The sequence below is a fragment of the Clostridium sp. ZBS15 genome, from assembly GCF_023845705.1.
GTDB classification, from domain to species: domain Bacteria; phylum Bacillota; class Clostridia; order Clostridiales; family Clostridiaceae; genus Clostridium; species Clostridium aquiflavi.
The window spans coordinates 1-24,051 of sequence record NZ_JAMQHY010000011.1 but is presented as its reverse complement, the minus strand read 5'-3'; the positions used below and the strand labels follow the sequence as shown (position 1 = coordinate 24,051).

Here is a 24,051-nt window from a genome sequence, read left to right as displayed (position 1 = left end):
TAAACATCAGTGTTTAGAGTTCTAAATCACTGGTGTTTTTCTTATTTTCCCACACTTTTCCCGACCTAGTTTTTTATATTTTACACCATTTTTACACCATAGTTTTTCATTATATATTATCAATTTATTTTTTCTATTAAAAGATGTGTGCTACTCTACTTCTTTTAATAGAAAGACTAGTGCTTTAAGAAAAATTTATATATATATTAGTATGAGTATGTAAATTAACCCTAAAGGTATTTTTTACCTTTAGGGTTTTGTTTTTTTACTCTAATAATCTTCCTTCTAAATATGACCATTTTAAATAATCTGGATTACTATAATAAACTGATGAATTAAAGTCTGAAATTTCATCACTTATAAATGAATTAAATACTTCAAATAAAACATCTGCTAAATTAGCTTTTTCTGAAATTATGCTTAATATTAATCTTTGATATACTTTTCCTATAGATTTAACACTTGGAACATTGTATTTACATAATCCAACTGTATCAAAGCTACCTTGTTGTATATTAAAATACTCTATTATTTCATCTGAAACTTGCTCAAATGATAGACAATGATTAACCTGAGCAATATCTAATTGCCTAGCTAATTCTTTCCTACCTAATATTTCAACAATTGTTGATCTTCTATTTTTGCTTTTTCTACTTATAAATTCTATAAGACAGCATACATAAAACAAATCATTTTTTTGAGTATCATTCATTAATAATTTCACCTCTTTCAAACTTAAGGCAATCAAGAGCTTTTAATATCTTAAATGCATGAAATTCTCTATTCTATTATTTATTTTATCATATCTTTTAAGAACTGTAATTATACTTTGATTTAATAATATGCATGTAAATAAACCTCTAAGATTGACATACTACCTTTAATGATTTTTACTTTAAATTACTAATTATATAACCTATTTATTTAACAATTTTATTTTCAATTGTTAAATAGAAAATAAACAATAATTTTATTAAATAATAATACTTCTACTTCATCAAATACTACCTTATTTGATAATAGAAAAACTCCTATAACTAATGGAGCTGCCCCTCCAATTGATGGAGAAGCTGCTAATATAAAAAGAAGTTATACTCTTCGTAAATCTACAGTAAGAAAAATAAATGAACTAAAAAGTATACACACAGATATAAATGTTTGTGTAAGTACAATTGTTAATATGGCCATAGATTATTATCATGAATATATAACAAATAATATTAAGTAACTCTAGTTTTACAGTATAAAAAAATATCACTGGAAAATTTCCAGTAACATTTAATAGAAAATAGATAAGTCACACAAAACTATTTACAGTTCCATAGCCATTCTTATTTCTTCTATTTCAGCAATAGGTAACTCAGTTAATTCATTTATAAGTTTATTACTCATGCCTTTTTTAATAGCTCTTTTCGTAGTTTCTATTGCCTTTTCTACTTTACCCTCTGACTTTCCTTTTTCTCTTCCCTTTTCTATACCTTTTTGAATTCCTTCTTCAATTAAACTTCTTCCTAGTTCAGTCACTTTAATCTCCAATTTTAATTAATTTTATCATAATTAATTATTACTAATTGCTTTTCTTATTATATCTATTTTCTCAATAGATAAATCTGTCAATTCACTTATTACTTCATTGCTCATACCCTTTTTAATAGCTCTTTTTGCAATTTCTATTGAATTTTCTTGTTTTCCCTCTGACTTACCTTCTTCAATTAAACTCTTACCTAATTCAGTCATCTTAATCTCCTCCCTTACTTTCTCTAAATCTTTACCACTTAAAAACTTATTTGCAAAAACATGAGTGAAAGTCCAAATTTTACATTTGGTTCTTGGAACTTACTCAGCGAATGAATATGAGTCGAGTTTCCTTTATCAGACAACATCATATCTATAATCCTTATCAATATCCTTAACAACTCTTATTGCATTTACTATCTTGTCACCCTTACTAAGTTTTCCACCCATTATCGGTGTAAAAGTTAATGCTATAATATCTTGCTTACTAAGTTCTTCTCCTGATTTCATTTTATCTATTATATCATTAAAGATTTTATCTCCATCTTTATTAGACATTGAAATAGCATTAACTCTATATGAATTAATTCCACTTTCATATCCATTTAAAGGTTTTTTAATATCTCCTGAATAAACTACATAAGTTACAACATCTTTTCCAGTTTGCATATTTAATAATGCTTCATATGTTCTAAATCTTCTTAAATCAGTAACACCCTTATTAGTTGTTTGGAACTCAAAATGTATATACGTATCATCTTCCATTAAGAAAGTATAATCCATAAACATGAGTGCAAGTCCAAATTTTATATTTGGTTACTTAAACTTACTCAGGGAACGAATGTGAGTCGAGTTTCCTATATTATCAAGTACCACAATCTCAGTAGATCCTGTGTCCTTAACTTTTTTATCTATTCCAAAGAACTTTAATCCATCTTCTGCAAATATATCCATAGCTCTCTTTAAGTAAGAATCAAAATCTATGATTTTGCTCTTCGAACTTACCCAGTGAACGTATGTGAATCGGGCTTCCTTTTATCATATCTTCATAATTAGTAGCTCTCATCATTTCACCCCTTTAACTGTAAAATAATATTCCTAGCATATAACACTTTTAATATATATGTTCTAATTAAGTTATTACATTTATACTTTTTATATAATTTTCATATAAAATTATATCTTTAATTAACAATATCTAGTTAGAAGCATATATATCATAAATTTGTTGTTACTTCAATTATAACCTATAATATTTATTTTATAAACTCTATAAAATAATCACCTTATAAACATATATTCTCTATGTAGGAGGTGATTTTTTTATGGATATCAATGAATTAATAAGTCTTAAATGTATAAAATTATTTCCAATTATGTTATTTGCTATACATATTACAAAATAAATACTATAATTTATAAGTAAATATATTTAAATACAGTATATTTATGTTAAATAAAGACACTACTATGAAAAGAGGGTAAGATATTGTTAAAAAAATTACATATTAAACTTGTAGCTACTTTCGATAAATTCTATAGTATATTTTTTCTATATATATTATTTGGATTTCTTATATCTATTTCTTCAATTGGGAAAAATACTTTAGGACATAAATTAGAGATAATCTGTGGAATTATATGTATGATATCTGGAATAGTTGGATTAATAAAGTCATATAAAACTAAAAGAAAATCCTAATATAAAAAATTAACTACATAATTCTAATGACAAGCCTTGGGTATGTTTGACCTAGCTACAAAAGTTTATAAAAAATTAATAATGTCAATCTGCTCCTTAGTCCTAGATCTTTGACATTATTAACTTTTTTTATGATATAATTTTGCTTTTCAAACTACAGATATATAAAAAATAATATATTAGCCGAGGGCGTATTTAGAAGATATAAACACCCTAGAAATTCGTTAAATTTAGTAATAAAAGTATAAAATCAATTTATTTAAAATTATAAAGAATATTGCTAAATAAAATATAAGATAATATTTAATAAAAATACTATCTTATCTACTAATTCATCTATAAAATAAGAGAACATCTAAAAATATAATAGGCATAGGTTAAACCTAATGGACTAGCATTTTGCCTGTCCATTAGCTTTAACTTATGCCCTACAAAGAGAGTTTGAGGCATCTGCCTCATTATATTCATGGGTTGGAGTAGATTAATGAAAAGTTACTATAAATTAAAAATTATAGATATACTTAATACTTTTGATTAAGTTAGTCCATACCCTACCTTGACCACAGAAAAAGGCTTAGATAGTATAGGAGCTGTTCTTAAAATTCCTACTACTTTAGCTACAGCTCTTATACCTAACATCTATAAATTAGCTACATAGGAATATAACAATTGGGAGATAGAATATCTATAAATGAAGTATGAGTGGCTTGGATGTTCTATCTCCTGGTTGTTTTATTCCTCTTCCATAATACTATCTATAAATTAACTAATTTTAAAAATTAGGATTTTTTTATCTTAAAGAAAATCTATTGTATTCAAGAATATAGGCATGTCTATTTAGGTAAACAAAGTTTCCCGAAGTGTACTAGCTATATATAATATCTTAAATAAAAATACTCTTTACTAAGAATATAATAGAGGTATTTTTAACATCTAAATTTAGCTTGTATCATTTACTGGACAACATCTTGTTTACCGGAAGTAGACTTGCCTTTATATAAGATAATTTTTATTTGAAAATGATATTGAAAAAAATCTTCCTTTAATCAACCTATGTTAACATTTAGAACAAAATAAATACCTCATCATGAAATTGAAATTTACTTACCATATCTTTATGGTTTCGGTAAAGACTTCTTGTTCATTTTTCTTTGCTATGATAGTTAACGAACAAGGAATAAAACTATTCCCTCTATACTTTGGTTTGCACTCATAACCATTAACCTTTTCCTGTTCTAGCAAATCTTCAATCATATCATCATATCTGTCCTTTAATGTAACTACTACTGGTGGTACATATATGTATTTTCAAAAACTGGCTCACCATTAAAACGTAATGGCATCAAATAAAGAGGTACAAGAATCTTTTTTTCATATAATTCTTGAGCTTTTTTATTAGAATCAATTTCCGAAAAATCGAGTTTATTTGTATCTTTTTTTAACAAATTAAATAATTTCATTTGTTAGTCTCCTTTACAAATTTGGAATTTGTGTTACCTTAATACTTCTATTTCAAATCCATATTCACGCAATATAATATTATCATCTATTTATCATTTATCTATATTTTCAGGGAATAATTTCCACACATGAGAAATCCCTGTTTTAATCTTATGTGTATCATTGAATATGCATTTATATTCATCTAAATTAATAAAATCTGTCATGACTATTTTTAATTCATCTAAAGTTGATATATCATCACAATAAGCACTAACTCCACTAAACTCCACTTCTCCTTCAAAAGAAAATGGAACATCTTCACCATATTCATCATCCCAATACACATTTGCAGTTCCTGTCCATCGAACTAGAAACCTATTTCCATTTCTTTTTAAGAATTTAATTGTTCCACTAGTTACATCTTCATGTTCAAAAACATACAATGTTCCTGCTTCTTCACCATTTGCATTATATTGAGAATCCCATTTTAAAGAAAGTCCTTCTATATCTTTCCATGATTTTATATCAAGCCTAAAACCATTGTTATGATACAAACGAGGCGAAACCGATTCATAATAAATTTCTTCATCATCTTCTAAGTCTTCCAATTCTTCATTATCTAATTCTGTTACAAAATCTCCTGCATTCATATCTATTTCTATAGACCAGTAGAATTCTGCCAGTCCAGTACTCTGCATTCTTTTACTCATGGCAGAATCCATAAAACTCCCACCAAATGTCGCATTCTCCACATCAAACTTTAATTTTCCCAACTTAAACATATTTTGCCTCCACAAATTACTATTTTTCTGTTGGTTAATTATATCATATTTTGTAAATACACCCTTATAATTTTTCAAGAGACTTTTTAGTAATAACTACAACTTTAAATATTATAAAAAATATATAATTTTTTTATAATAACCTTGTATTTTTTAATTCTAAAACATATATCCTATGTGAAATCAAATTAAAGCATTAATGAACCTTATAATCTAAAAAGAAGTCTTCTTCGTTAATGGTGGATTATTAAAAGCAATTGATTCTGCTCAAATAACACACAGAGCAATCACAAAATTTGATTTAAAATAATTTTTCTCTCATAATAAAAAATTCTTTCTTTTATAAGATAAACACCCATGCATAATTATTTATACATGGGTGTTTTGTTAGTTAACTCTGTTTACTCCTAGTATCTAAAACTTATATTTACTATACTATCATTTAAAGTTAAACTTCATATTTTATGAATAATGGATAGCTTTACATTATATTTTTAGCTATAATATAATTCTTCATCACATTGCCTTCCATCTCAAAGCACTTTACCAAAAAAAACCTTTATAGCTTTCATATACATTTTCGCCAAATAAAATTGACTCACACGTTATCGGTTCTCCATTAAGAATATGCCATCGCCAATCACCTTTACCATCATATAAATCATTACCTTTAAGGTTACCTACTATTATATCAACATTTACCGTTCCATCTGTAAAATTTATAAGCGCTTTACGCATTTCTTCTACCTTCTGCAATGCTTCTTTTTCCACTTCAACCTTTTTTTCAGCATCATATAAACGGTCATCAAGTGAAATATGTATAGATAAATAAACTGGACATATGTCAAAAGCTTTCTCCATAGTAAAATTAGTGAAATTAATGCACCCCTCCGGTGTCTCCAGTTTTTCCCTATATGCATTTACCTGTTTTTCCATAGCTTCATATTTATCATTATCTGTATAACCTGTACTGTCTGCCAAATTGCAATAAGTATAGCTACTTGCATTTACTATTGGTATATCTATAAAATACTTGTTCATAAACTGTTCTTGATAATATTTACCAATATATTCTTTCAGGTAACTCTCTATCTGATGTTTCAAAGTAGAACTATTGTTCAGCAGAAACTCTTGTTCACCCCCGTTAACATCTGTATATTTTATAGTCCACTGAATATATTTGATATCGTGCTTATCAATATCTTCATTAATATCACCGGCTTGGTGATATATTTCAGTTTCTTCGACAACTTCATAATCACTTCCAAACATCGCAGCCAGAGCTTTCTGGTACAATTCAATATAGTTTTCTGAATATATGTGTACATTATCTTCCACCGTATAATGGATGCCTGTAGAACTTCTTTCCGCTTTATTACAACTCGTTAACAATCCTAATGTAATAAACATTATAAAACAAAGTATAATATTCTTTTTCATATTTAATCTACCTTTCTATAAAATTATTTTATAGAACTTTATAAGTAACAATTATGAACTAAGTATTTATTTTCAATTACTTATTATAAATAATTTCTCCTAATTGTTCTAAGTATATGAATAATTAGAAGTTAGATATATTTAATTAAATCTTATCTTTAATACTTCTTTATTCTTTTTTATCATTAATTTTTCCATATTGTTTTCTAAAGATATTTCCCTCTGGAGAATATAATATTGCAAAGCTTGTATTAACTTCTATAACAACATATCCCCTTTCCTCTAAACTAAATTTAAATTCTAGCTCTTTGTTATAGTTTTCTATTTTATTTATAGATTCAAATTGATTTTTTATACTTGTATAGTTACTTCTTACATCTTCTTCAATTAATCTTATATCTTCTAAAATATTATCTGCATTATTTGTATGTATAATACTTGTCCCTACACTATTTAATCCTCCACCGATAGGGAAATATACTTTATTATTGATTGAATATAGCATAAAAGAACCATTTTTTCTTGCTTCTTGGATTTCCTTATTTGTTAACCTATTTACTGAAGCTACTCCTTTAGCTAAATATTTTTCTAATATAAAATGCCAATTTCTATCTAGAGTTTCTAATAATTCTTGATTTGAAAATACATTTTTTGTATTATGATGATATATGTCTATAAAATATATTTCATTATTTATTATTTTGATAAATAATAAATATTTAGATCTATTTCCTTTTTCTTTGTTAGTTTTATCACTACGCATTTCTTGTTCAGTCTTAGCCTCTTTTTCATTTAAATGGATATGATAAATTCCCCAATCGTCCAATAAATAATCTCTTGAATTTCTATAAATAGGACTTCTTTTATCTTTTATAGACATGTCAGAGTAATATATATTTACACTTAAATGACCATTCATATCTATCCCTTTTTCAAAATTAAACTTGAATTTTAATAAAGCATCTATATATTTCTTTTCAAGTTGATTTTGCTTAATACTCTTTTCAATATTATCAGATAAAAAAACCTTTCTTGGTATAGGTTTAATTGTTCTATTTATGACATTTAAATAACTTATTAATAATCTAAATGTTGAATCTTGTTCATTGAATCTTATTTTACCTTCACTTAATAATTGAATCATTTGTTCTCTTAAATCTTTTTCAAAATTCATGACATCCCTCACAATAAATATAAAAATAACTCATGCCTTAAATTTACTTTTATGTAAAATTTATTGAATATATTACTATCACAAGGCAACTTCATACAGATTGAAATTACTTGATAAATCTAAAATTTTACGGCATAGCTTGTGACAGATTCTTTCTATATAAACATCCAATTATTAGCCTAATTGGTAGTTAAATTAGAGGTTCACAGTTACAAATAAATACTTCAATATTCCCAAACCTCCAAGAATACCTCCCAAAACCACACATTCATTATTAGACAAATTGGAAAAAGTTTCACACTCAAAGATTGCATATTTAAATATAAATGGAAGTATAACTACAATCACCATTTATACAATTATTATTTTAAGTACTGCATTTATAATCTTCTTTTTCGCTTTCATTACTTATAAGAATAATAATTCTATATTTAATTTTGATTGAATTTATAATCTTCTTTTTCGCTTTCATTACCCTACCGCCTATACAAGCCATCTTGTTCTTTAATATCAAGACTTTGGAAAAGCTTTTTCAAAAGCTACTTGCATTTCAATCACGCTATGGTATCGGTAATCAATATTAGGATTTATTCCCTTTTGTACAAAATTCTTTATTTCCTCATTTTTTATATTTTCAAGGTTATACTTGCCAGTCATTACGTAATAAATCAATCTAGTAAGTGCAAAAGTTTCATATTCCATATTGTAATTGCTAAACCCAACAAACTGTAGATTACTGTCATTCAACGAGCCTTTTACCTCACTACCAAAGCTGGTGAGATTACTATGTTCGACCTTAACCAATCCAAAATCGGATATTTTCACCACACTTAGTTCATTATCATAATGTTGCAATAGAATATTTGTGAAGCTAATATCTCTATGGAGATATTTTTGCGAATGTATATATGAAAACCCTTTAAATATCTGATATGCAATTCCTCTACGTCGCTTTACACTTAATTTGCTATTGTTCTTTTTTATAAAGTCATACAATGTCTCATCAGCGTGTTCCATATAGTATTCATTCTTTGCATCATCATATCTATAAACTTCCATTACATATGGAGATTTCAATTTCTTCATTATATCAAATTCAAGTCTAAATCTAGATATTTCCTTCTCATTTAAATCATTCTTAGCCCTTTTTAATATGAAAAACTTATCATAAAAAGTATCCTTGTATTTGAATACTTTTGCATAAGATCCTTCCCCAATGAATTTCAATTCAAAATTATAATCCTTGCTTGCAGCTGGAACTGATATAATCTGGTACATATGAAATATAGGATCATATTCTACAATATTAAAATCTGGTAAATTATCTGGAATTTCACTACCGTTTGATTCACGGAGGAAATTTTTACATGATTTCAGCATTGAATCATAGGAATCTTCAAGACTAAACGATAATGGTGTTGTTTTTAGCACATACTGCATATCCTCATATAATTTTATCAATTTAAGCAATTCTCTGCTTTCTGACGCATTAAAGTGCCCATTACTTTGTTTCTTTGACTGCATAAATGTAAAGAGTACATTAAATCTCTGATGCATTATGGCAAAAAGCTGTTTCAAATAGTGATTTCCTATATTGTTATACAATTTTTCCGTTTTAATAGCTTCCTCTAATCTATTTTCTTCAAGTTTTATTTTTAAAAAATATGTACTATCCAACGCTCTCTCCTTAATGTTTATAAATTCTTATCATTATTTATACGTATATATTTTACCAAACAGTGTGTATATATCAGTCCCTTAAAATTACAATTTATTTTTAAATTAATTCTCATACCATATTTTTAAAACATCATACTACTCAATTCTCAAAGAACAAGTTTTATTTACCGTTCCCAATCTAAGCTTCGCATTGTTAGCCTAATGGGTATATTGATAATTCATTCAGTTCAAAAAAATTCGTATTATTATACGAGTTATAATAATACAAATTTTTTACTATATTAAACTTACTCACAAAAATGAATATTATGTTCCTTAAGATATTCATACATATGTAAATTTTTATTTAGATTCAGTTTAGATATAAGCACCTCCACAGTTATATGCTCTGAAACATAAAGTTCATAAATAAGAATCCAAGAAGAAGCTTTACTACTTACTTGGTCTATGTTTTCTTCTCCCAACAACTCTTTCCTCAAAAGGATAATGTGAGCCAGTTCATTTTTGCTATCTACAATTTTTTGCACGAGTGAATCATCAATTTGAATATTGTCTGTTTCAATCAACAAATATAACAACCATAGTACTTCTAAGTCGTGTTCAAAACTAATATGTTTATCTAACATTTCCTTAATAATAGAAATTTCACCTTCATTTAGTGTAAAGTTTTCTTTGTTTTCAATAAATAATGAACAGGCTTTTGATAAGGAACGTTCATTATTTTCAATAATTGTTATTAGGTAAGCCTTATATAGATGAAACTCGGTTCGTTCTATCGGATTCTGTTCTAAAGTTTTGAGCAAATATCTTATAGCTCCTTTAGTGCCGTTTTTTTCTAATATAAAATATGCATTAAATAATTCAATTAAATCAGAATTGTCCATATTTTCTTTATTGTATTTTTTAAAAATTTTTTCTAAATTTTCTGCTACATAATACGGGAAATCAATTACTTCTGTCTTTTCATTATTGAGAGAAAATCCATAACGTTTAAGCACTCTTGTAAAAATGCTTATTATCGTCTTCTCATTATCATTAAAAAGATAAACTTCATAATCATCCACATAACGAGAAAATTTAATTTTTTCACTTTTCAGTTCCTTGTCAATACGAGTAAGAATACCTTCAGCAATCATTTTAGATGTTAATGGACCGGAAAGTAGTCCATTGGTTCTGTTTAAGTTCTGCCGTCTATAAACTTCATCCAGTTTTCGATATTTTTTATAAGTATCGCTAATTGTTTCATCATCAGAATTTTTCAAAAATTTATTGTAATCCTGATCTGCCCCTTCTACTCCTAACATAATTGCCGGAATTATATGCATGTAAAAACTAGAAAAACAATTTGATATATCAAGTTTTAAAATTTTCTTAGCTCCAGTTGATTTAACAATCTTTTTAGCAATATTCTCAATATAATCAGAAGAAATATGTTCCAACTGATTTGTAATTCCATTATATGATTGTTCATGTCTCATAATACCCCCATTTTTACCCAAAATAGGAGAAAATGATATTTCTTCAGTTTCAGTAAATTTAATTATTTCCTTAACAATATTCTCACGCCTGATATAATTACGGGTGGCAACATATGCGCCAATTTCAGGAATAAATATACTACGACGGGCATCATTACCATTATACCTACTCATCGTAAAACAACATGGTTCAATTAAATCACAATTCTCAGATGGAGCTCTCATGAACACTTTTGGATCTAACTTGAAGCATGGGGGTAAATATTCAGAAAAGAACCCTGTTTCAGCCATTTCTTTTTCTATACTTATATAATTTCTATTCATTATGTACTTTTATAACCTCCATATATCACTTTCAATTACATTTTTTATAGATACTTTATTTATTATAGTTTTATAAAATTATCTTTAAATATTATAAATATCTCATAATACTAATTATTAATAGATTCATCATTTGAATTTAATATATCAAATTTCTACAATGCACTTTTTAATATATCTGCTACTGCAATATTACTTGTCTTTTTTACTACTATGTGTTAATTATGCAATCAAACAAAACTTGTCCATTAGTTGAGCAATATCTAGATTATCTTCTCATAATAAAAAATCGTTCAGAAAACACAATTTTAGAATATCGTACAGATTTACTTATGTTCTTTAGTTATATAATGAAGTTACGTGATATTAATTTCATTGATATAAACTTTGAACAAGTAAATTTAGAATTTATAAAATCTATTTCTCTACAAGATATGTATTCTTTTATTTCATATTGTCAAAAATCTTTAAATGCTTCTGCAGGTACTCGTGCAAGAAAAATAGTTTCCATACGTCAATTTTGGAAATATCTTAAAACTAAAGCTCATGTTATTGATAACAATATTGCTGAGGAATTGGAAACTCCTAAATTACCAAAGCGAATACCTAAATATCTTAATTTAGAGGAATCAGTCGCTTATTACTTGAATGCAAAAAGTCTACAAGAGATCATTGCATAATTACTATTTTTCTAAATTGTGCATTAAGGCTATCTGAGCTTGCTAGTTTAAATATAGATCAAGTAGATAATGACATTTTATCTATAGTTGGCAAAGGCAATAAAGAACGTAAAATTTTTCTTACCCCTGCGGCTAAAAAAGCTATTAATGATTGGATGCACATTAGAAATTCTATGAATATTAACAATAATGCTCTATTCATCTCCAGAAATAATAACCGCATTACTACTAAAGCTATCCAAAATATTGTAAAGAAATATGTTATTTCTTCTGGACTTGATCCAAAATCTATATCAACACATAAACTTCGTCATACCGCTGCTACCCTCATGTATAAATATGGCAAAGTAGATATCCGTTCATTACAACAAATTCTTGGACATGAAAGTGTTGCTACAACAGAAATTTATACTCATATTGATGAACATCAATTACAATCTGCTGTAAATTCTAATCCATTAGCTCTGATGTTTAACTAACCATAATTATTATCTGCTACCTAATCATGATAGCAGATAATTCCAAGGATAATAGGAATTTGATAAATGTAATTTAATATCTATAGATTTTGAAACTCAAACCCATCTTCTGGTTCTCCTATTTCAAAACCTAATAATGCTGAAGCTTCCTTCTTAAACATTTCGAACCACATATTCCATTCTTCTTGATGCATCTCAGCATAAAATTGCAAACCACTAGGTTCAACTGAAGCATTAATTATTCTTTTGTCATTCTCTTGTGCATACCAATGAGGAATTCCATCAATAAATCCATTCCATCCTGGCATCTCAGTATATAGTTCAACCAACTTATCCCATATACACTTCGGTGATGAGTAATGAATATTCAAATTATGATTGTGTATTTCCATAAAAAATTCTCCTTCTATTTAATGTTGCACTTTCCTACACATTATTAGCCTAATGTATATTACGATTATTGAAGAATACCATTGAGGATTTCCATCAATAAAGCCACTCCAAAATGGCATCTCGGAATATAGTTGATCTACCTTATCCCATATATCTTGTGATAATGAGTAATGAATATTCAAATTATGATTATGTATTTTCATAAAAATTCCGCCTTTACTTTTCACTAACATTTCCGCATTCAAGACATCCTTGAAACTAGTCAAACCTAACTTGATGAAAGGGTGTGCTTCGACACTCTTTTCAAATCAAAGCAAACTTGAATGTTTTGTTATGCGAAATCCTCTATAATATCCGTTTCATCTCAATATAAAAATTATGTGACTCAAATATCTTCTTCAGATGGTTCATTTCAGCTAGAGTTCCAACAAACGAAATAGTATCTTCATTCTTAAGTTCTGCCAACTGTTTTATAGAATAATTAAATATTTTCTTTATAAGTTTTAACAATTAATTACTTTTTTCTAAACAAACAATTTTCCAAGTTCCTTGCTTTTCCAAAATGAGCATTCTACTATTAAATGGAGTTTCATAGCCATCTATTTCAAGTGCATATCCACAATCTATGCAAAAATGTTCCTCATAGTAATTAACCTTGCCATTATAAATAGTTTGGCCGAGATTTATTCTTAATTTTCCGTAGCACATTGGACACTGACTAATTATTTGATCCAAAACATCCCCTCCAAAATACAAGTATATTAATATCTCTAATCATTTTTTTAATTATCTTATTCTTGGTGAACCTTCTCGATAATCTTTTGAGCATTCTCTTTCCAAACTATTTCAAATTCTTCATTGGATATTGGAATTGCAAAAAATTCTTCGAATTCATTTATTTGTTCTATACTTGGCATTGGTTCTAATCCTAGAAATGTATGGTGCTTCATTCTATCAGTAGCACACCCTGTCTTCCCATTTTTATAAAATTCAACTTTTCTAGTTTCATTTCGTTCCTTATCCAATTCTGAATATATAAGTATAGGCTCATCCTCAAAATTGTGAATCCATATATATTTTACGTATTCCATAATATTTTGCCTCCCTAGATAAATATCCTATAATACTGTGAACTAGATTTCGCATAACTACGGTATTTGTGAAGCTCTTAAACCAAGTATTCATATTCACTTTTTCAACTGCACATTATAGACATTATCTCTATATAATCTTACATTTTCCTCCTTATTATACTATATTAATCCAATATTTTACTACTAAATTCCAAATACTTTCCTATAATTATCATATCAACTTCCTACAAAAAAAATAAAACCCACCACATACAACTTCAAAAAGTCATATATAGCAGATCCTAAATACATCACTATTCTATTAAACATTCTCTTCCAAACACTAACTAATCCTTACCTTAATCTATAATTGTTCTCTTGCCTCTTCTCTATTTCCACAACATAATCTTTACACATTTCATAAAGTCTAGATTCTATTCCCTCATCAATAAGTAAAATATCACATGTTTGATATTTTGAAAGCATTTTGGTATAGTATTCATCATCAATCATATTTTTTTATCTTTGTTAAAACATCTCTATATGACACATATACCACTTTAATTTTTTTTATCAAGAAGATTAATTCCAAGAGCTACTGAAAGATGTGTTTTGCCACTACCTACTTGGCCACAAAATAAAATACTATTTTGTCTATGATTTCTTATATTTTTAAAATCATTATAAAATGCTATTGCTACTTCTTTAGCAAACTCTGAGCTTTTATTCCAAACTTCAAAATTAGAAAAAGTTTGTGTACTCATTTCTGTATTAATACCAGATAATTTCCAATCATTCTTTAAATAACTTTTTAGCTCTAGTTTTATTTTGGATCCTTACCTTTTTCATACCCTCAATATTTTGATGCTTTTCCCAATTTGTAATTTTAATAAGATTGTCCTCATCTTACTTCTATCATCCCAAAATCTCTTAATATTTTTAGGGCAAGCCTAATAGAAGTAAGTGATCTACAAAATATTGTGGACAATATTTCTTTCTTACTTTAGATGATGTTTCTAAAAAATTATCTATTAGCAAACCAACACTTCAAAGATATAAAAGTTTAGTAATATCATATAATCATTTTGTGTTTTATTAAGATTCAACTAAGGCACATGAAAATAAATAATATGCCCAAAATTGTAATGGATAGTTTTTGACTGTGCCCAAAGTACATATTATCAAAATATTTCATACTTATTTTTTCCTATATATACTAAATATTATAAACAAGTTTTGAAAATTAATATAGTAGTATATTCTACATTACTTTATAGTTATTATATTACCTTTTTATTCTTTAGGTTTACTATCTTTGATATTTAATAAAAATTATAATTTACATCTATCCATAATACTCAACTATCTCTAAAGGCACATTTTATAAGCAAATTCTTAAGTTCTTAAATTCTAAAATTTATTTATTCTTTAATTCTAATATTCTTTTCTTCTTAAAGATTTTAGATCAATTATATTAGTTTTGTGTAACATATTTTAATTAAATTCATATATTATTAATATAACAAATGATAATTATGAACAAAGGGGTAATTGATTATGAGAAATTGTTGTAACTGCTGTTGCAATTGCTGTAGATGTAGAAATTGTTGTAGATCTGGATTTAATAATGCATGGTTCTTATTGCCATTCTTATTCTTCTAAAATATTTTAACTAATAATTTTATTCTAAAATTATTATTGTGCTATAAATATAATGAAGATAAATCCTTTAATAATATTGAACTAAAATCAACTAATTATATTATATAAAAATGGACCTAAAAGATAAATTCACTTACTCTTTTAGGTCTTAATTTTTCGTTTAAATTTTGTTCTAAACCAAGAAAATAATGGAGTAAAAATCTAATATGAAAACTTTCTCTACTCCTTGTAATTTCTTTCTCAAATACATATATCCTATATGAAATAAAAATTAAAAATAATAATTTTAAAGTAACCTTAAGTGATAACGTTTAATTTATAAACATATTATATCTAATTTAAGTTCTTAGAATTCACTAACTATTGTTAAAACATACTAATCATATTATTATATTTATATATTTAGGTGATGGAGTTCGCCTTTAACTGCGTAATGCTAATGACTCCTACAAAAAACGGGTATACTGTCTTTTGTAGGAGTCTTTTTATTCTTTAAAAGTTATATTATTAAAGAAGTTATGGCTAACTGCGTAAAAATCGACGACTCCACAATCCCCTTAATAATTAATTATTAAAAATATAAAAAAGGAGAAAGAGATTGTATGAACAAAGATAATTCTAAAAAAAAGAATACAATTGTATTTCTTAAAAATCCAAACTTAAGCACACTTCTTGGAATGTCATTTTTAAAGTGGATTTTTATAGGTACAATCATTGGCTGTTTAACTGGAGTAGCTGGTGCTTTATTTTTAAACAGCTTAGAACTTGCTACAACTTTAAGAAACAATAATTCTTGGTTATTATTTCTTCTACCCTTTGGAGGTGCTTTTGTCAGTTTTCTATATTCTAAATATGGTAAATCCTCTTCAAAAGGTAATAATTTAATTATAGATAAAATTAATACTAGTAATGGAGATATTCCTATGCGTATGGCATCTTTAGTTTTTCTAGGTACTTTTGTAACTCATCTTTTTGGTGGTTCTGCTGGTAGAGAAGGTACTGGTGTGCAAATTGGTTCTAGTATATCTGAAGGCGTTGGACGTTTATTTAAATTAGACAAAGTAGATACTAAAATTATTTTAATGTGTGGAATTAGTAGTGGATTTAGTTCTGTTTTTGGTACTCCACTTGCTGGTACTATATTTGGCTTAGAAGTAGCTGCACTTGGAACAATGAGCTATCAAGCGTTAATCCCATGCTTTACATCAGCTTTTATAGGAAATATTGTAACTACAGCATTTGGTGTTCATCATTCACATTATAATATATTAGAAGTTCCTACTATTACATATGTTGTAGTATTAAAAATTATAATTGCTGCAATTTTATTTGGATTAGTTAGTAAATTATTTAGCGAATTAACACATAAATTAAAAGACATATTTTCTTCTAGATTTGAAAATGCTGCAATTAAAAGCATGATTGGTGGATTTATAATAATTGTATTAACATATTTAATAGGAACAAGAGATTATCTTGGACTTAGTCTACCTTTAATAAATAATTCATTTACTGAACAAGTTAGTCCTTTTGCATTTTTTAACAAACTTATATTTACTTCATTTACCCTAGGTACTGGGTTTCAAGGTGGAGAAGTCACACCTTTATTTGTAATAGGTTCAACATTTGGTAATGCTTTATCAAATATACTTCATATTTCTCCATCCTTTTTAGCAGCATTAGGTCTTATTGGAGTATTTTCTGGTGCTACCAACGCACCTATAACATCATTTATTTTAGGGTTAGAGCTATTTGGTGCTCAAGGAATTGAATTTATGTTTATGACATGTGCTATAAGTTATTTATTTTCTGGTCATTCAGGTATATATATTTCTCAAAAAATTGGTACAAGTAAAAGCACGTTAATTACGGTTCCTAAAGAATCCACATTAGCCTATTATAGAAAAACTAAAAATGAAGAAACTCCAACTAAGGTATTAGACTAGTTCACCATTCCTATAATCAGAGAATGTAACATGGTGTGTAAGTCTAATGTGCAAGAAAAAAATAATTGTGTAATTAATAAATAATAAATTAAAACTGAAGTAATTTATTTATAACAATTACTTCAGTTAAAACTTATAGTCTCATTTTAGCTTATTCCCAATATAAAAATATGATAAGCAGCAAATAATGCCACTTTACCTACTGTATGTATCAACACACATTAAAAACAGAGCCATATTTTTATATTAATTCTAATAATTTTAATATTTCATTAGCTATTTTTCTTTCTTTACCAATATAAGGATATGAATGTATATGAATTGCAGGATTAAAGTTTAGTTCTATTATTCCATAGTCAGATGTTTCATCCTTATAATCTTTAATAATCATATCAACTCCACATATATTAGCACCAATTGCCTTTGAAGAATTTACTGCTATCTTTTTGAATCTTTCTGGAATATCATCAGTATAATCTATACTGTCCCCACCTGTACTTATGTTAGAATTTTCTCTTAAATAAATCACTTCATCTTTATTAGGTATATAATTTATATCTATATTGCTTTGCTTTAAAAATAACTCTACATTTTCATCTATTTGTATTTTTTCTAATGGAGTTATGTAACCTTTTCCTCTAAGTGGACTTAAATTTTTATCTTTAATCAATTCAGATATATTTTTAACTCCATCACCAACAACATTAGCTGGTACCCTGTGAAGTATACCTGCGACTTTATCTCCTATTACTAAAAATCTATACTCTTTTCCTTGTATAAACTCTTCAATTAGAACTGTATTATCATATTTAAATGCTATTTCTAATGCTTTGATTATATCTTCTTTTTTACCACCACTAGGGAAAATACTTATACCAATACCAAAATTTGTAGATTTAGGTTTTATTACTGCAGGAATATTAATAAATTTTTCTAATTCACTTATAGCATCTTTAATTGAATTAAACTCCATTCCCATTGGTACTCTAATCCCTGCTTTTCTTAGAACTTTTTTAGTAACTACCTTGTTTTCCATCATTAAAACAGATATGTAATTATCTTTAGATGTTTTAGTTGCTTGTTTTACATACTCAACTTTATCACCCTTTTTTAGCACTATAAAATTTTCACTTCTATCAATAATGTTTGTCTTTATTCCCCTCTTTATTGATTCCTTCATTAATATTTGTGTAGATAATTCTAAATCTTCATATCCAACTAATTTAAATCTATTTGAATAAGCATTATTTTTATATTCTTTAGCTAAATTAATATGTGCATTAACATAGCCTTCTTCTTTAACCTTATTAATAATTTTATAAGTATATGTTAATTTATAATCTTTAACCTTATCAATCATTGAATCTATTAAACTATCTTTTCCTAAAGATAATTCTTTATTTATTTCTTTAATTTGATTCAAAATATTCAATGCCCATTTTTCTTTAGAAATTACCTCACCATTTTTCTTTAGCTCAACATTATTTTGACCATATCTTGCTATTACCTTCTGATTATCGTATGCTTCTTCTTGCCAATTATCATATGATTCTTCTTCACTTATCAGTAAAAATAAATTAAACATTTGAAGAAAATGTAAGTCTTCAAGACTAATACCGCATTTATCAAATGGATTAATATCAATACTTCTATATTCTAAATAGTTAATTCCTTCATCTAATAATGAATTAAACAAATTATAATTATCTTTTGCCTTTAACCTTATAGAACTATATAGTTCCTTATGACTTTCAATTAAACCATCTTTTATAAATCCATTAATGCTTTCAACATAGCTATTAACTGAAGAATAGTTAGGAAATAACTCTATATTATTTTTATATCCACATTCACTATTTCTATATGACATTGCTCCATCATTAGAAAAAGCTCCTTGTGAAATCTTCTGAAGAGTATTCACACATTCTCCTGTATAACTCTCATGAACTATACCAGTTGCTCCCAAAAGATATAATAGTAACCATCTATAACGAAGATAGTTTCTTGTTACCTTTAAATATATATTATCTTTAAAACTTCTATAATTTCTTTCTTTACTAGTACTATCATATAGTTTCTTTATCATATCTTCATTAAATGAAAAATTGTAATGCACTCCAGATATTAATTGCTTTTTTCCACCATACTTTTTAATTAAATTCTCTCTATATTTCCTTGCTTCTTCACCCTTAGGAGATTTATTAAAACTTGCAATTGGTATTAATTTATCATCTGGTATTATGCAAGGCATAGATTGTGGCCAAATGTATTCATCCTTAATTTCAAGTGCAACAATATCATAAAGATTATTCAGAAAATTGTATGTTTCTTCACAAGTACCAAACACTGGTGTAATTAATTCAATTTGACTTTCTGAAAAATCAGTTGTTATATATGGATTAAGCATCTTATCTCCAAATATTTCTGGATGCTTTTTTAATGATAAATTTCCATATCTATCTACTCTTAATCCTTCCCTTTCTATTCCTACATTTCCTTTTAACAATTTACTACCTTTAAATAACTTTTTAAAAATTTCCAATATATTTATACCCCTTTCGTACTTGTATTATATATAAAATATAAGAAACTATTCCCTTGAAAATACTTGATAATGCTATACTCCACCAAATTCCATTTACTCCAATAAATTTAATCAAAATTAATGCCATAGGAATTCTTAATACCGTAAAAACTATACTAATGTATGCAGATATTTTAGGCTTTCCTATCCCTGTAAATAAGCCATTTGATACCATTTCGACTGTACTAAATATCTGTGAAACCGCCACTATTTGTAAATATAAACTAGCTATTAGAATAGTAACTTCATCTCTAATAAATATCTTTACTAATATACCTGGTATAAATGTGAATGCTAAAGCTGTTACTGTAGAATATATAATGCCTATTTTTAATGAACTCCTATATCCCTTAATAATTCTATAGAACTTCTTAGCCCCATAATTTTGACCTGCAAAACTTGCTATTGCTCCATTCAATCCCCCTATAACCATAAATGTTATAGATTCTATTTGAAGACCGATTTTCTGAGCTGCAATAGCATCAGAACCAAATATTGCTATAATTCTTGCAAGAATTATATTTACTAAAGTAAATAATATTCTTTGAAAGGACATTGGAAATCCTAACTTTATTATTTCTATTACTTTATCTTTTTCTATACCAATTTTAAAATCAAACTCAAATATGCCTTTACCCTTAACCTTAAATATTACAAACATAACAAAATTAGAAATTAGTGTTGCTATTGCTGCACCTATGACTCCTGTATCTAAGATATATATAAAAATAGGATCTAGTATTATATTTATAAGAACACCTAAAGCACTTATTTTTAATGCACTTTTATTATTGCCAAAACTATTTAGTATTCTAGTATATAAAATATTAAAAAAAGTAAAAAACATCATAGGGGCACTTATTGCTAAATACATATATGCATTAACTTCTACATCTGTATTATTTAGCTGTAAAAACCCAATAAATTGTCTGCCTAAAAATATTAAAGACAAAGCATAAATTATCCCTAATGCTAAATTTATTAAAATGCTAGCATTTATATAACTTTTTACGTCCTTATCATTTTTCTCTCCAATTGCATGAGATACCTTTATTCCTGTACCAATTACCACCAATGCATTTATAGAATATCCTAAACCTATAAAAAAACTTGAAGATCCTATACTTGCTACTGCATTACTCCCAAGTCCACCAACCCATATCATATCTATTAAGTTATATGCAAACTGCAACAATGAACTTCCCATTATAGGGATTGCTAATGTTAATATTACTTTTGCTACTTTTCCTTCAGTTAAATCAATTTTTTTCATTTTACCTCGCTCTTCTTTTCTAAGCATTTTTTATAAAATCTTTAAATAATTCAATCATATTAAATTGATCCCCTCTCATTTCTTCTGGATGCCATTGAACTCCTAAAACATATGAGCCTTCCTCTTTTTCAATTGCTTCTACTACTCCATCAGATGCCCATGCAATAGATCTAAATCCACTTGCAACTTCTCTTATCATCTGATGATGAAAAGAATTTACATATATATTATCCCCAAATATTTTATTTAAAGAAGATTTATTATTAATATTTATTGAATGTATTGGATGTATTGGATCTGTATTTTGCCAATGCTCATTATTTATATTAGGCGCATATTTCACATCTTGATATAAAGTTCCCCCAAAAGCTATATTAATTAATTGCATACCTCTGCATATACCTAAAACTGGTTTTTCTAATGATATAAATTCCTTTAATAAATCTATTTCAAACTGATCTCGCTCTGGAGATAATTCATCAATTTCACCACAAGGTTCCTCACCATATAAAAAAGGTGATATATCGCTTCCTCCAGTTAAAACTAGACCATCTAATTTTCTTGCTAAATCTGAAATATATTTTGTTTCTGTAATTGGTATTATAATTGGAATACCTCCAGCATCTGATATAGCTTTTACATATACATCTCCAACTATAACTCTCTTTTGTATCTTTCCTTTTGGATATTCTAATTCTACTAAATTCCCTGATATTCCTATAAGCTTATCCATCTTAACCACCTGATTTTAATTCTCCCTTTCAACATAGCTACTACTTTATAATATATCAATTTTTTTTGATTTGTTGACTAAAATTTTTTATTACTAGCTAGCTCTATAACATTATTATACATTAACGCCTAGAACATATCAAGTTTTTTTGATATGTGTTTTCACGCCCCCAATATTTTTTTGATTTTATACAAAATTTTATTACTTAACAATATCATTCATAACCTCTTTAGATAAATATTTTTCTAATTCCTCTTTATTAATACTATAGTGATTCCACTTACCACATCTCTCCATAGTTATAAGATTAGAATCTAGTAACATTTTTAAATGATATGACAATTTTGATTGAGGTATGTCAAAATGTTCAACCAAAGAACATACGCACATGCTATCTTTTTCACTTAATTTTTTAATTATATTTAATCTTGTGATATCAGATAAAGATTTAAATACACTTTCATACTTATTCATATCTATCTTCATTAATAACTCGCCTCACATAATTTAATAATTTAATAATTTAATAATTTAATTTCTATTTTAATGTTAACACTCTAAAATGTAAATATACTTTTTTATTCTTTAGGTTTTATTTCTTAATCTTCAAACAAAAATATAACTTAAGTTATCCTCATATTATTTATAAATACAAACTCTTAAAAAATAAAAAAGGGAGTTATCAAAATAAATTATTATATAAAAATATTTATTTAATAACTCCCAATATATTATAAATTATTAAGTTTTTAAATAAAATTTTACTATAAAACATACAAGTGACTTTTCATATTGAATTTTTATGCATTATGAAAAGTCACTTGTATCCTTAATCTATAAAATTTAATGATCACTAACCATATCAAATTTTCCTGCTTTATTATGAACAGACATTCTATCTATTAATTCTAAACATTGAGTACTCATTCCCATTAAATTAGTCTTAATTCCATTCTTATGGAATTTAATCACTACTTTATCTATACTATCAACTGCTGATTCATCCCAAATTCTAACTTTTGAAAGATCTATATCCACAGTTTCTACATCATCTATAAAATCAAAACTATTAATAAATTTTAAGGTAGATGCAAAAAATAGCTGTCCTTGCACTAAATATACTGTTTTTTTATCTTCATTTATTTTTTTAATACTAATTTCAGATATCTTATCTGCAAAGAATATAGAACTTAAAATTATTCCTATAATAACTCCATAAGCTAAATTATGTGTTAATAATACTGTTATAATTGTTGATATCATTACAAATGTATCTGATTTAGGTACTTTCCTTATTCGCTTTATTGACTCCCAGTTAAAAGTGCTTATTGATACAACAACCATAACTGCTCCTAATGCCACTACTGGTATTTGAGTTACAAATTTATTTAATACTATTACAGAAATTAACATCGCTGTTCCTGATGTAAGCGTTGATAATCTACCTCTTCCACCATAAGTTTGATTTATTATAGTTTGGCCAATCATTCCACACCCAGCTATTCCACCAAAAAATCCCGATACCATATTAGCTACTCCTTGACCTATGCACTCCCTATTCTTATCACTTGGCGTATCTGTTAAATCATCTACTAATTGAGCTGTTAATAATGATTCTACAATTCCTACCAATGAAAGAGAGATTGAATATGGTAATATTATTTTTATAGTTTCCATATTTATAGGTATA

Annotated in this window: 20 protein-coding genes, 6 pseudogenes and 1 riboswitch; of the genes and pseudogenes, 4 read left to right on the top strand and 22 right to left on the bottom strand. The window is 26.7% G+C overall.

The window, feature by feature from the left end; translation table 11 throughout:
- Positions 1-265: 265 nt before the first annotated feature.
- The gene (locus NG904_RS05925; protein ID WP_252230459.1) at positions 266-712 is read right to left on the bottom strand and encodes a hypothetical protein; all 447 of its coding nucleotides are present in this window, start codon (positions 710-712) and stop codon (positions 266-268) included.
- A gap of 282 nt (positions 713-994) precedes the next feature.
- Between NG904_RS05925 and NG904_RS05920 the strand changes: the two are divergent.
- Positions 995-1,228 (top strand): annotated as a pseudogene (locus tag NG904_RS05920) (hypothetical protein); the annotation flags it as partial.
- A gap of 83 nt (positions 1,229-1,311) precedes the next feature.
- Here the strand turns inward: NG904_RS05920 and NG904_RS05915 are convergent.
- The 4 genes and pseudogenes from NG904_RS05915 to NG904_RS17610 all read right to left on the bottom strand — a co-directional run bounded on the left by NG904_RS05915 (position 1,312) and on the right by NG904_RS17610 (position 2,469).
- Complete coding sequence (locus tag NG904_RS05915) at positions 1,312-1,524, bottom strand: hypothetical protein (RefSeq protein WP_252230457.1); 213 nt, start codon at positions 1,522-1,524, stop codon at positions 1,312-1,314.
- Between the two features lie 33 nt (positions 1,525-1,557).
- Positions 1,558-1,797 (bottom strand): annotated as a pseudogene (locus tag NG904_RS17620) (hypothetical protein); the annotation flags it as partial.
- A 77-nt stretch (positions 1,798-1,874) separates the two neighbouring features.
- Positions 1,875-2,304, bottom strand: a pseudogene (locus tag NG904_RS17615) (hypothetical protein); the annotation flags it as partial.
- A gap of 27 nt (positions 2,305-2,331) precedes the next feature.
- Complete coding sequence (locus NG904_RS17610; protein WP_502801310.1) at positions 2,332-2,469, bottom strand: hypothetical protein; 138 nt, start codon at positions 2,467-2,469, stop codon at positions 2,332-2,334.
- A gap of 535 nt (positions 2,470-3,004) precedes the next feature.
- Here NG904_RS17610 and NG904_RS05905 point away from each other — a divergent pair.
- Positions 3,005-3,217: a hypothetical protein gene (locus NG904_RS05905; RefSeq protein WP_252230455.1), complete on the top strand. Its 213-nt coding sequence runs from the start codon at positions 3,005-3,007 to the stop codon at positions 3,215-3,217.
- Positions 3,218-4,500: 1,283 nt separating this feature from the next.
- Here NG904_RS05905 and NG904_RS05900 read toward each other — a convergent pair.
- From NG904_RS05900 to NG904_RS05875, 6 genes are all read right to left on the bottom strand, one after another.
- Positions 4,501-4,677 carry a hypothetical protein gene (locus NG904_RS05900; RefSeq protein WP_252230453.1) on the bottom strand — a complete coding sequence of 59 codons (177 nt, stop codon included), beginning with the start codon at positions 4,675-4,677 and terminating at the stop codon, positions 4,501-4,503.
- Positions 4,678-4,770: 93 nt separating this feature from the next.
- Complete coding sequence (locus NG904_RS05895) at positions 4,771-5,442, bottom strand: hypothetical protein (RefSeq protein WP_252230451.1); 672 nt, start codon at positions 5,440-5,442, stop codon at positions 4,771-4,773.
- A gap of 543 nt (positions 5,443-5,985) precedes the next feature.
- Positions 5,986-6,882, bottom strand: coding sequence for a hypothetical protein (locus NG904_RS05890; protein ID WP_252230449.1), 897 nt, complete (start codon positions 6,880-6,882; stop codon positions 5,986-5,988).
- 169 nt (positions 6,883-7,051) lie between these two features.
- A complete protein-coding gene (locus tag NG904_RS05885; RefSeq protein ID WP_252230447.1) occupies positions 7,052-8,056 on the bottom strand; it encodes a hypothetical protein in 1,005 nt (334 codons plus the stop codon).
- A 510-nt stretch (positions 8,057-8,566) separates the two neighbouring features.
- A complete protein-coding gene (locus tag NG904_RS05880) occupies positions 8,567-9,733 on the bottom strand; it encodes a protein kinase domain-containing protein (protein ID WP_252230445.1) in 1,167 nt (388 codons plus the stop codon).
- Positions 9,734-10,023: 290 nt separating this feature from the next.
- Positions 10,024-11,538 (bottom strand): RNA-directed DNA polymerase, encoded by a 1,515-nt coding sequence (locus tag NG904_RS05875; RefSeq protein WP_252230443.1) that lies wholly within the window; start codon positions 11,536-11,538, stop codon positions 10,024-10,026.
- A 224-nt stretch (positions 11,539-11,762) separates the two neighbouring features.
- On the opposite strand from NG904_RS05875, the pseudogene NG904_RS05870 reads away from it, so the two are divergent.
- A pseudogene (locus NG904_RS05870) lies at positions 11,763-12,697 on the top strand (tyrosine recombinase XerC).
- 80 nt (positions 12,698-12,777) lie between these two features.
- Here NG904_RS05870 and NG904_RS05865 read toward each other — a convergent pair.
- From NG904_RS05865 to NG904_RS17255, 6 genes and pseudogenes are all read right to left on the bottom strand, one after another.
- A complete protein-coding gene (locus NG904_RS05865; RefSeq protein ID WP_017825895.1) occupies positions 12,778-13,089 on the bottom strand; it encodes a hypothetical protein in 312 nt (103 codons plus the stop codon).
- Between the two features lie 18 nt (positions 13,090-13,107).
- Positions 13,108-13,293, bottom strand: coding sequence for a hypothetical protein (locus NG904_RS05860; protein ID WP_252230441.1), 186 nt, complete (start codon positions 13,291-13,293; stop codon positions 13,108-13,110).
- Between the two features lie 307 nt (positions 13,294-13,600).
- Positions 13,601-13,825, bottom strand: coding sequence for a hypothetical protein (locus NG904_RS05855; protein ID WP_252230439.1), 225 nt, complete (start codon positions 13,823-13,825; stop codon positions 13,601-13,603).
- A 56-nt stretch (positions 13,826-13,881) separates the two neighbouring features.
- Positions 13,882-14,181 carry a DUF6881 domain-containing protein gene (locus NG904_RS05850; protein WP_165415161.1) on the bottom strand — a complete coding sequence of 100 codons (300 nt, stop codon included), beginning with the start codon at positions 14,179-14,181 and terminating at the stop codon, positions 13,882-13,884.
- 336 nt (positions 14,182-14,517) lie between these two features.
- A pseudogene (locus tag NG904_RS05845) lies at positions 14,518-14,927 on the bottom strand (DnaA ATPase domain-containing protein).
- 43 nt (positions 14,928-14,970) lie between these two features.
- Positions 14,971-15,160, bottom strand: a pseudogene (locus NG904_RS17255) (phage replisome organizer N-terminal domain-containing protein); the annotation flags it as partial.
- Positions 15,161-16,221: 1,061 nt separating this feature from the next.
- Positions 16,222-16,281, top strand: a riboswitch (Fluoride riboswitch).
- A 146-nt stretch (positions 16,282-16,427) separates the two neighbouring features.
- Between NG904_RS17255 and NG904_RS05830 the strand changes: the two are divergent.
- On the top strand, positions 16,428-17,771 hold the full coding sequence (locus NG904_RS05830) for a voltage-gated chloride channel family protein (RefSeq protein WP_252230437.1): 1,344 nt from the start codon (positions 16,428-16,430) through the stop codon (positions 17,769-17,771).
- Between the two features lie 241 nt (positions 17,772-18,012).
- On the opposite strand, the gene gshAB is transcribed toward NG904_RS05830, so the two are convergent.
- The 5 genes from gshAB to NG904_RS05805 form a co-directional block, all read right to left on the bottom strand.
- Positions 18,013-20,316, bottom strand: coding sequence for a bifunctional glutamate--cysteine ligase GshA/glutathione synthetase GshB (gshAB, locus tag NG904_RS05825; RefSeq protein WP_252230498.1), 2,304 nt, complete (start codon positions 20,314-20,316; stop codon positions 18,013-18,015).
- A complete protein-coding gene (locus NG904_RS05820; RefSeq protein ID WP_252230435.1) occupies positions 20,300-21,628 on the bottom strand; it encodes an MATE family efflux transporter in 1,329 nt (442 codons plus the stop codon). The genes gshAB and NG904_RS05820 overlap by 17 nt, the downstream gene beginning before the upstream one ends.
- 19 nt (positions 21,629-21,647) lie before the next feature.
- Positions 21,648-22,361: a gamma-glutamyl-gamma-aminobutyrate hydrolase family protein gene (locus NG904_RS05815; protein ID WP_252230433.1), complete on the bottom strand. Its 714-nt coding sequence runs from the start codon at positions 22,359-22,361 to the stop codon at positions 21,648-21,650.
- 201 nt (positions 22,362-22,562) lie between these two features.
- On the bottom strand, positions 22,563-22,847 hold the full coding sequence (locus NG904_RS05810; protein ID WP_252213927.1) for an ArsR/SmtB family transcription factor: 285 nt from the start codon (positions 22,845-22,847) through the stop codon (positions 22,563-22,565).
- A gap of 357 nt (positions 22,848-23,204) precedes the next feature.
- Positions 23,205-24,051: SulP family inorganic anion transporter (locus tag NG904_RS05805; RefSeq protein ID WP_252230431.1), on the bottom strand; the 847-nt coding region annotated here is incomplete at its 5' end.

What these genes read in the sequence shown, in the direction of transcription:
- NG904_RS17610 (WP_502801310.1), bottom strand. Translation starts at nt 2,469, where the DNA reads ATGGATATATTTGCAGAAGATGGATTAAAGTTCTTTGGAATAGATAAA.
- NG904_RS05815 (WP_252230433.1), bottom strand. Translation starts at nt 22,361, where the DNA reads ATGGATAAGCTTATAGGAATATCAGGGAATTTAGTAGAATTAGAATAT.
- NG904_RS05850 (WP_165415161.1), bottom strand. Translation starts at nt 14,181, where the DNA reads ATGGAATACGTAAAATATATATGGATTCACAATTTTGAGGATGAGCCT.
- NG904_RS05810 (WP_252213927.1), bottom strand. Translation starts at nt 22,847, where the DNA reads ATGAAGATAGATATGAATAAGTATGAAAGTGTATTTAAATCTTTATCT.
- NG904_RS05830 (WP_252230437.1), top strand. Translation starts at nt 16,428, where the DNA reads ATGAACAAAGATAATTCTAAAAAAAAGAATACAATTGTATTTCTTAAA.
- NG904_RS05865 (WP_017825895.1), bottom strand. Translation starts at nt 13,089, where the DNA reads ATGGAAATACACAATCATAATTTGAATATTCATTACTCATCACCGAAG.
- NG904_RS05820 (WP_252230435.1), bottom strand. Translation starts at nt 21,628, where the DNA reads ATGAAAAAAATTGATTTAACTGAAGGAAAAGTAGCAAAAGTAATATTA.
- NG904_RS05860 (WP_252230441.1), bottom strand. Translation starts at nt 13,293, where the DNA reads ATGAAAATACATAATCATAATTTGAATATTCATTACTCATTATCACAA.
- NG904_RS05875 (WP_252230443.1), bottom strand. Translation starts at nt 11,538, where the DNA reads ATGAATAGAAATTATATAAGTATAGAAAAAGAAATGGCTGAAACAGGG.
- NG904_RS05925 (WP_252230459.1), bottom strand. Translation starts at nt 712, where the DNA reads ATGAATGATACTCAAAAAAATGATTTGTTTTATGTATGCTGTCTTATA.
- NG904_RS05900 (WP_252230453.1), bottom strand. Translation starts at nt 4,677, where the DNA reads ATGAAATTATTTAATTTGTTAAAAAAAGATACAAATAAACTCGATTTT.
- NG904_RS05895 (WP_252230451.1), bottom strand. Translation starts at nt 5,442, where the DNA reads ATGTTTAAGTTGGGAAAATTAAAGTTTGATGTGGAGAATGCGACATTT.
- NG904_RS05885 (WP_252230447.1), bottom strand. Translation starts at nt 8,056, where the DNA reads ATGAATTTTGAAAAAGATTTAAGAGAACAAATGATTCAATTATTAAGT.
- NG904_RS05890 (WP_252230449.1), bottom strand. Translation starts at nt 6,882, where the DNA reads ATGAAAAAGAATATTATACTTTGTTTTATAATGTTTATTACATTAGGA.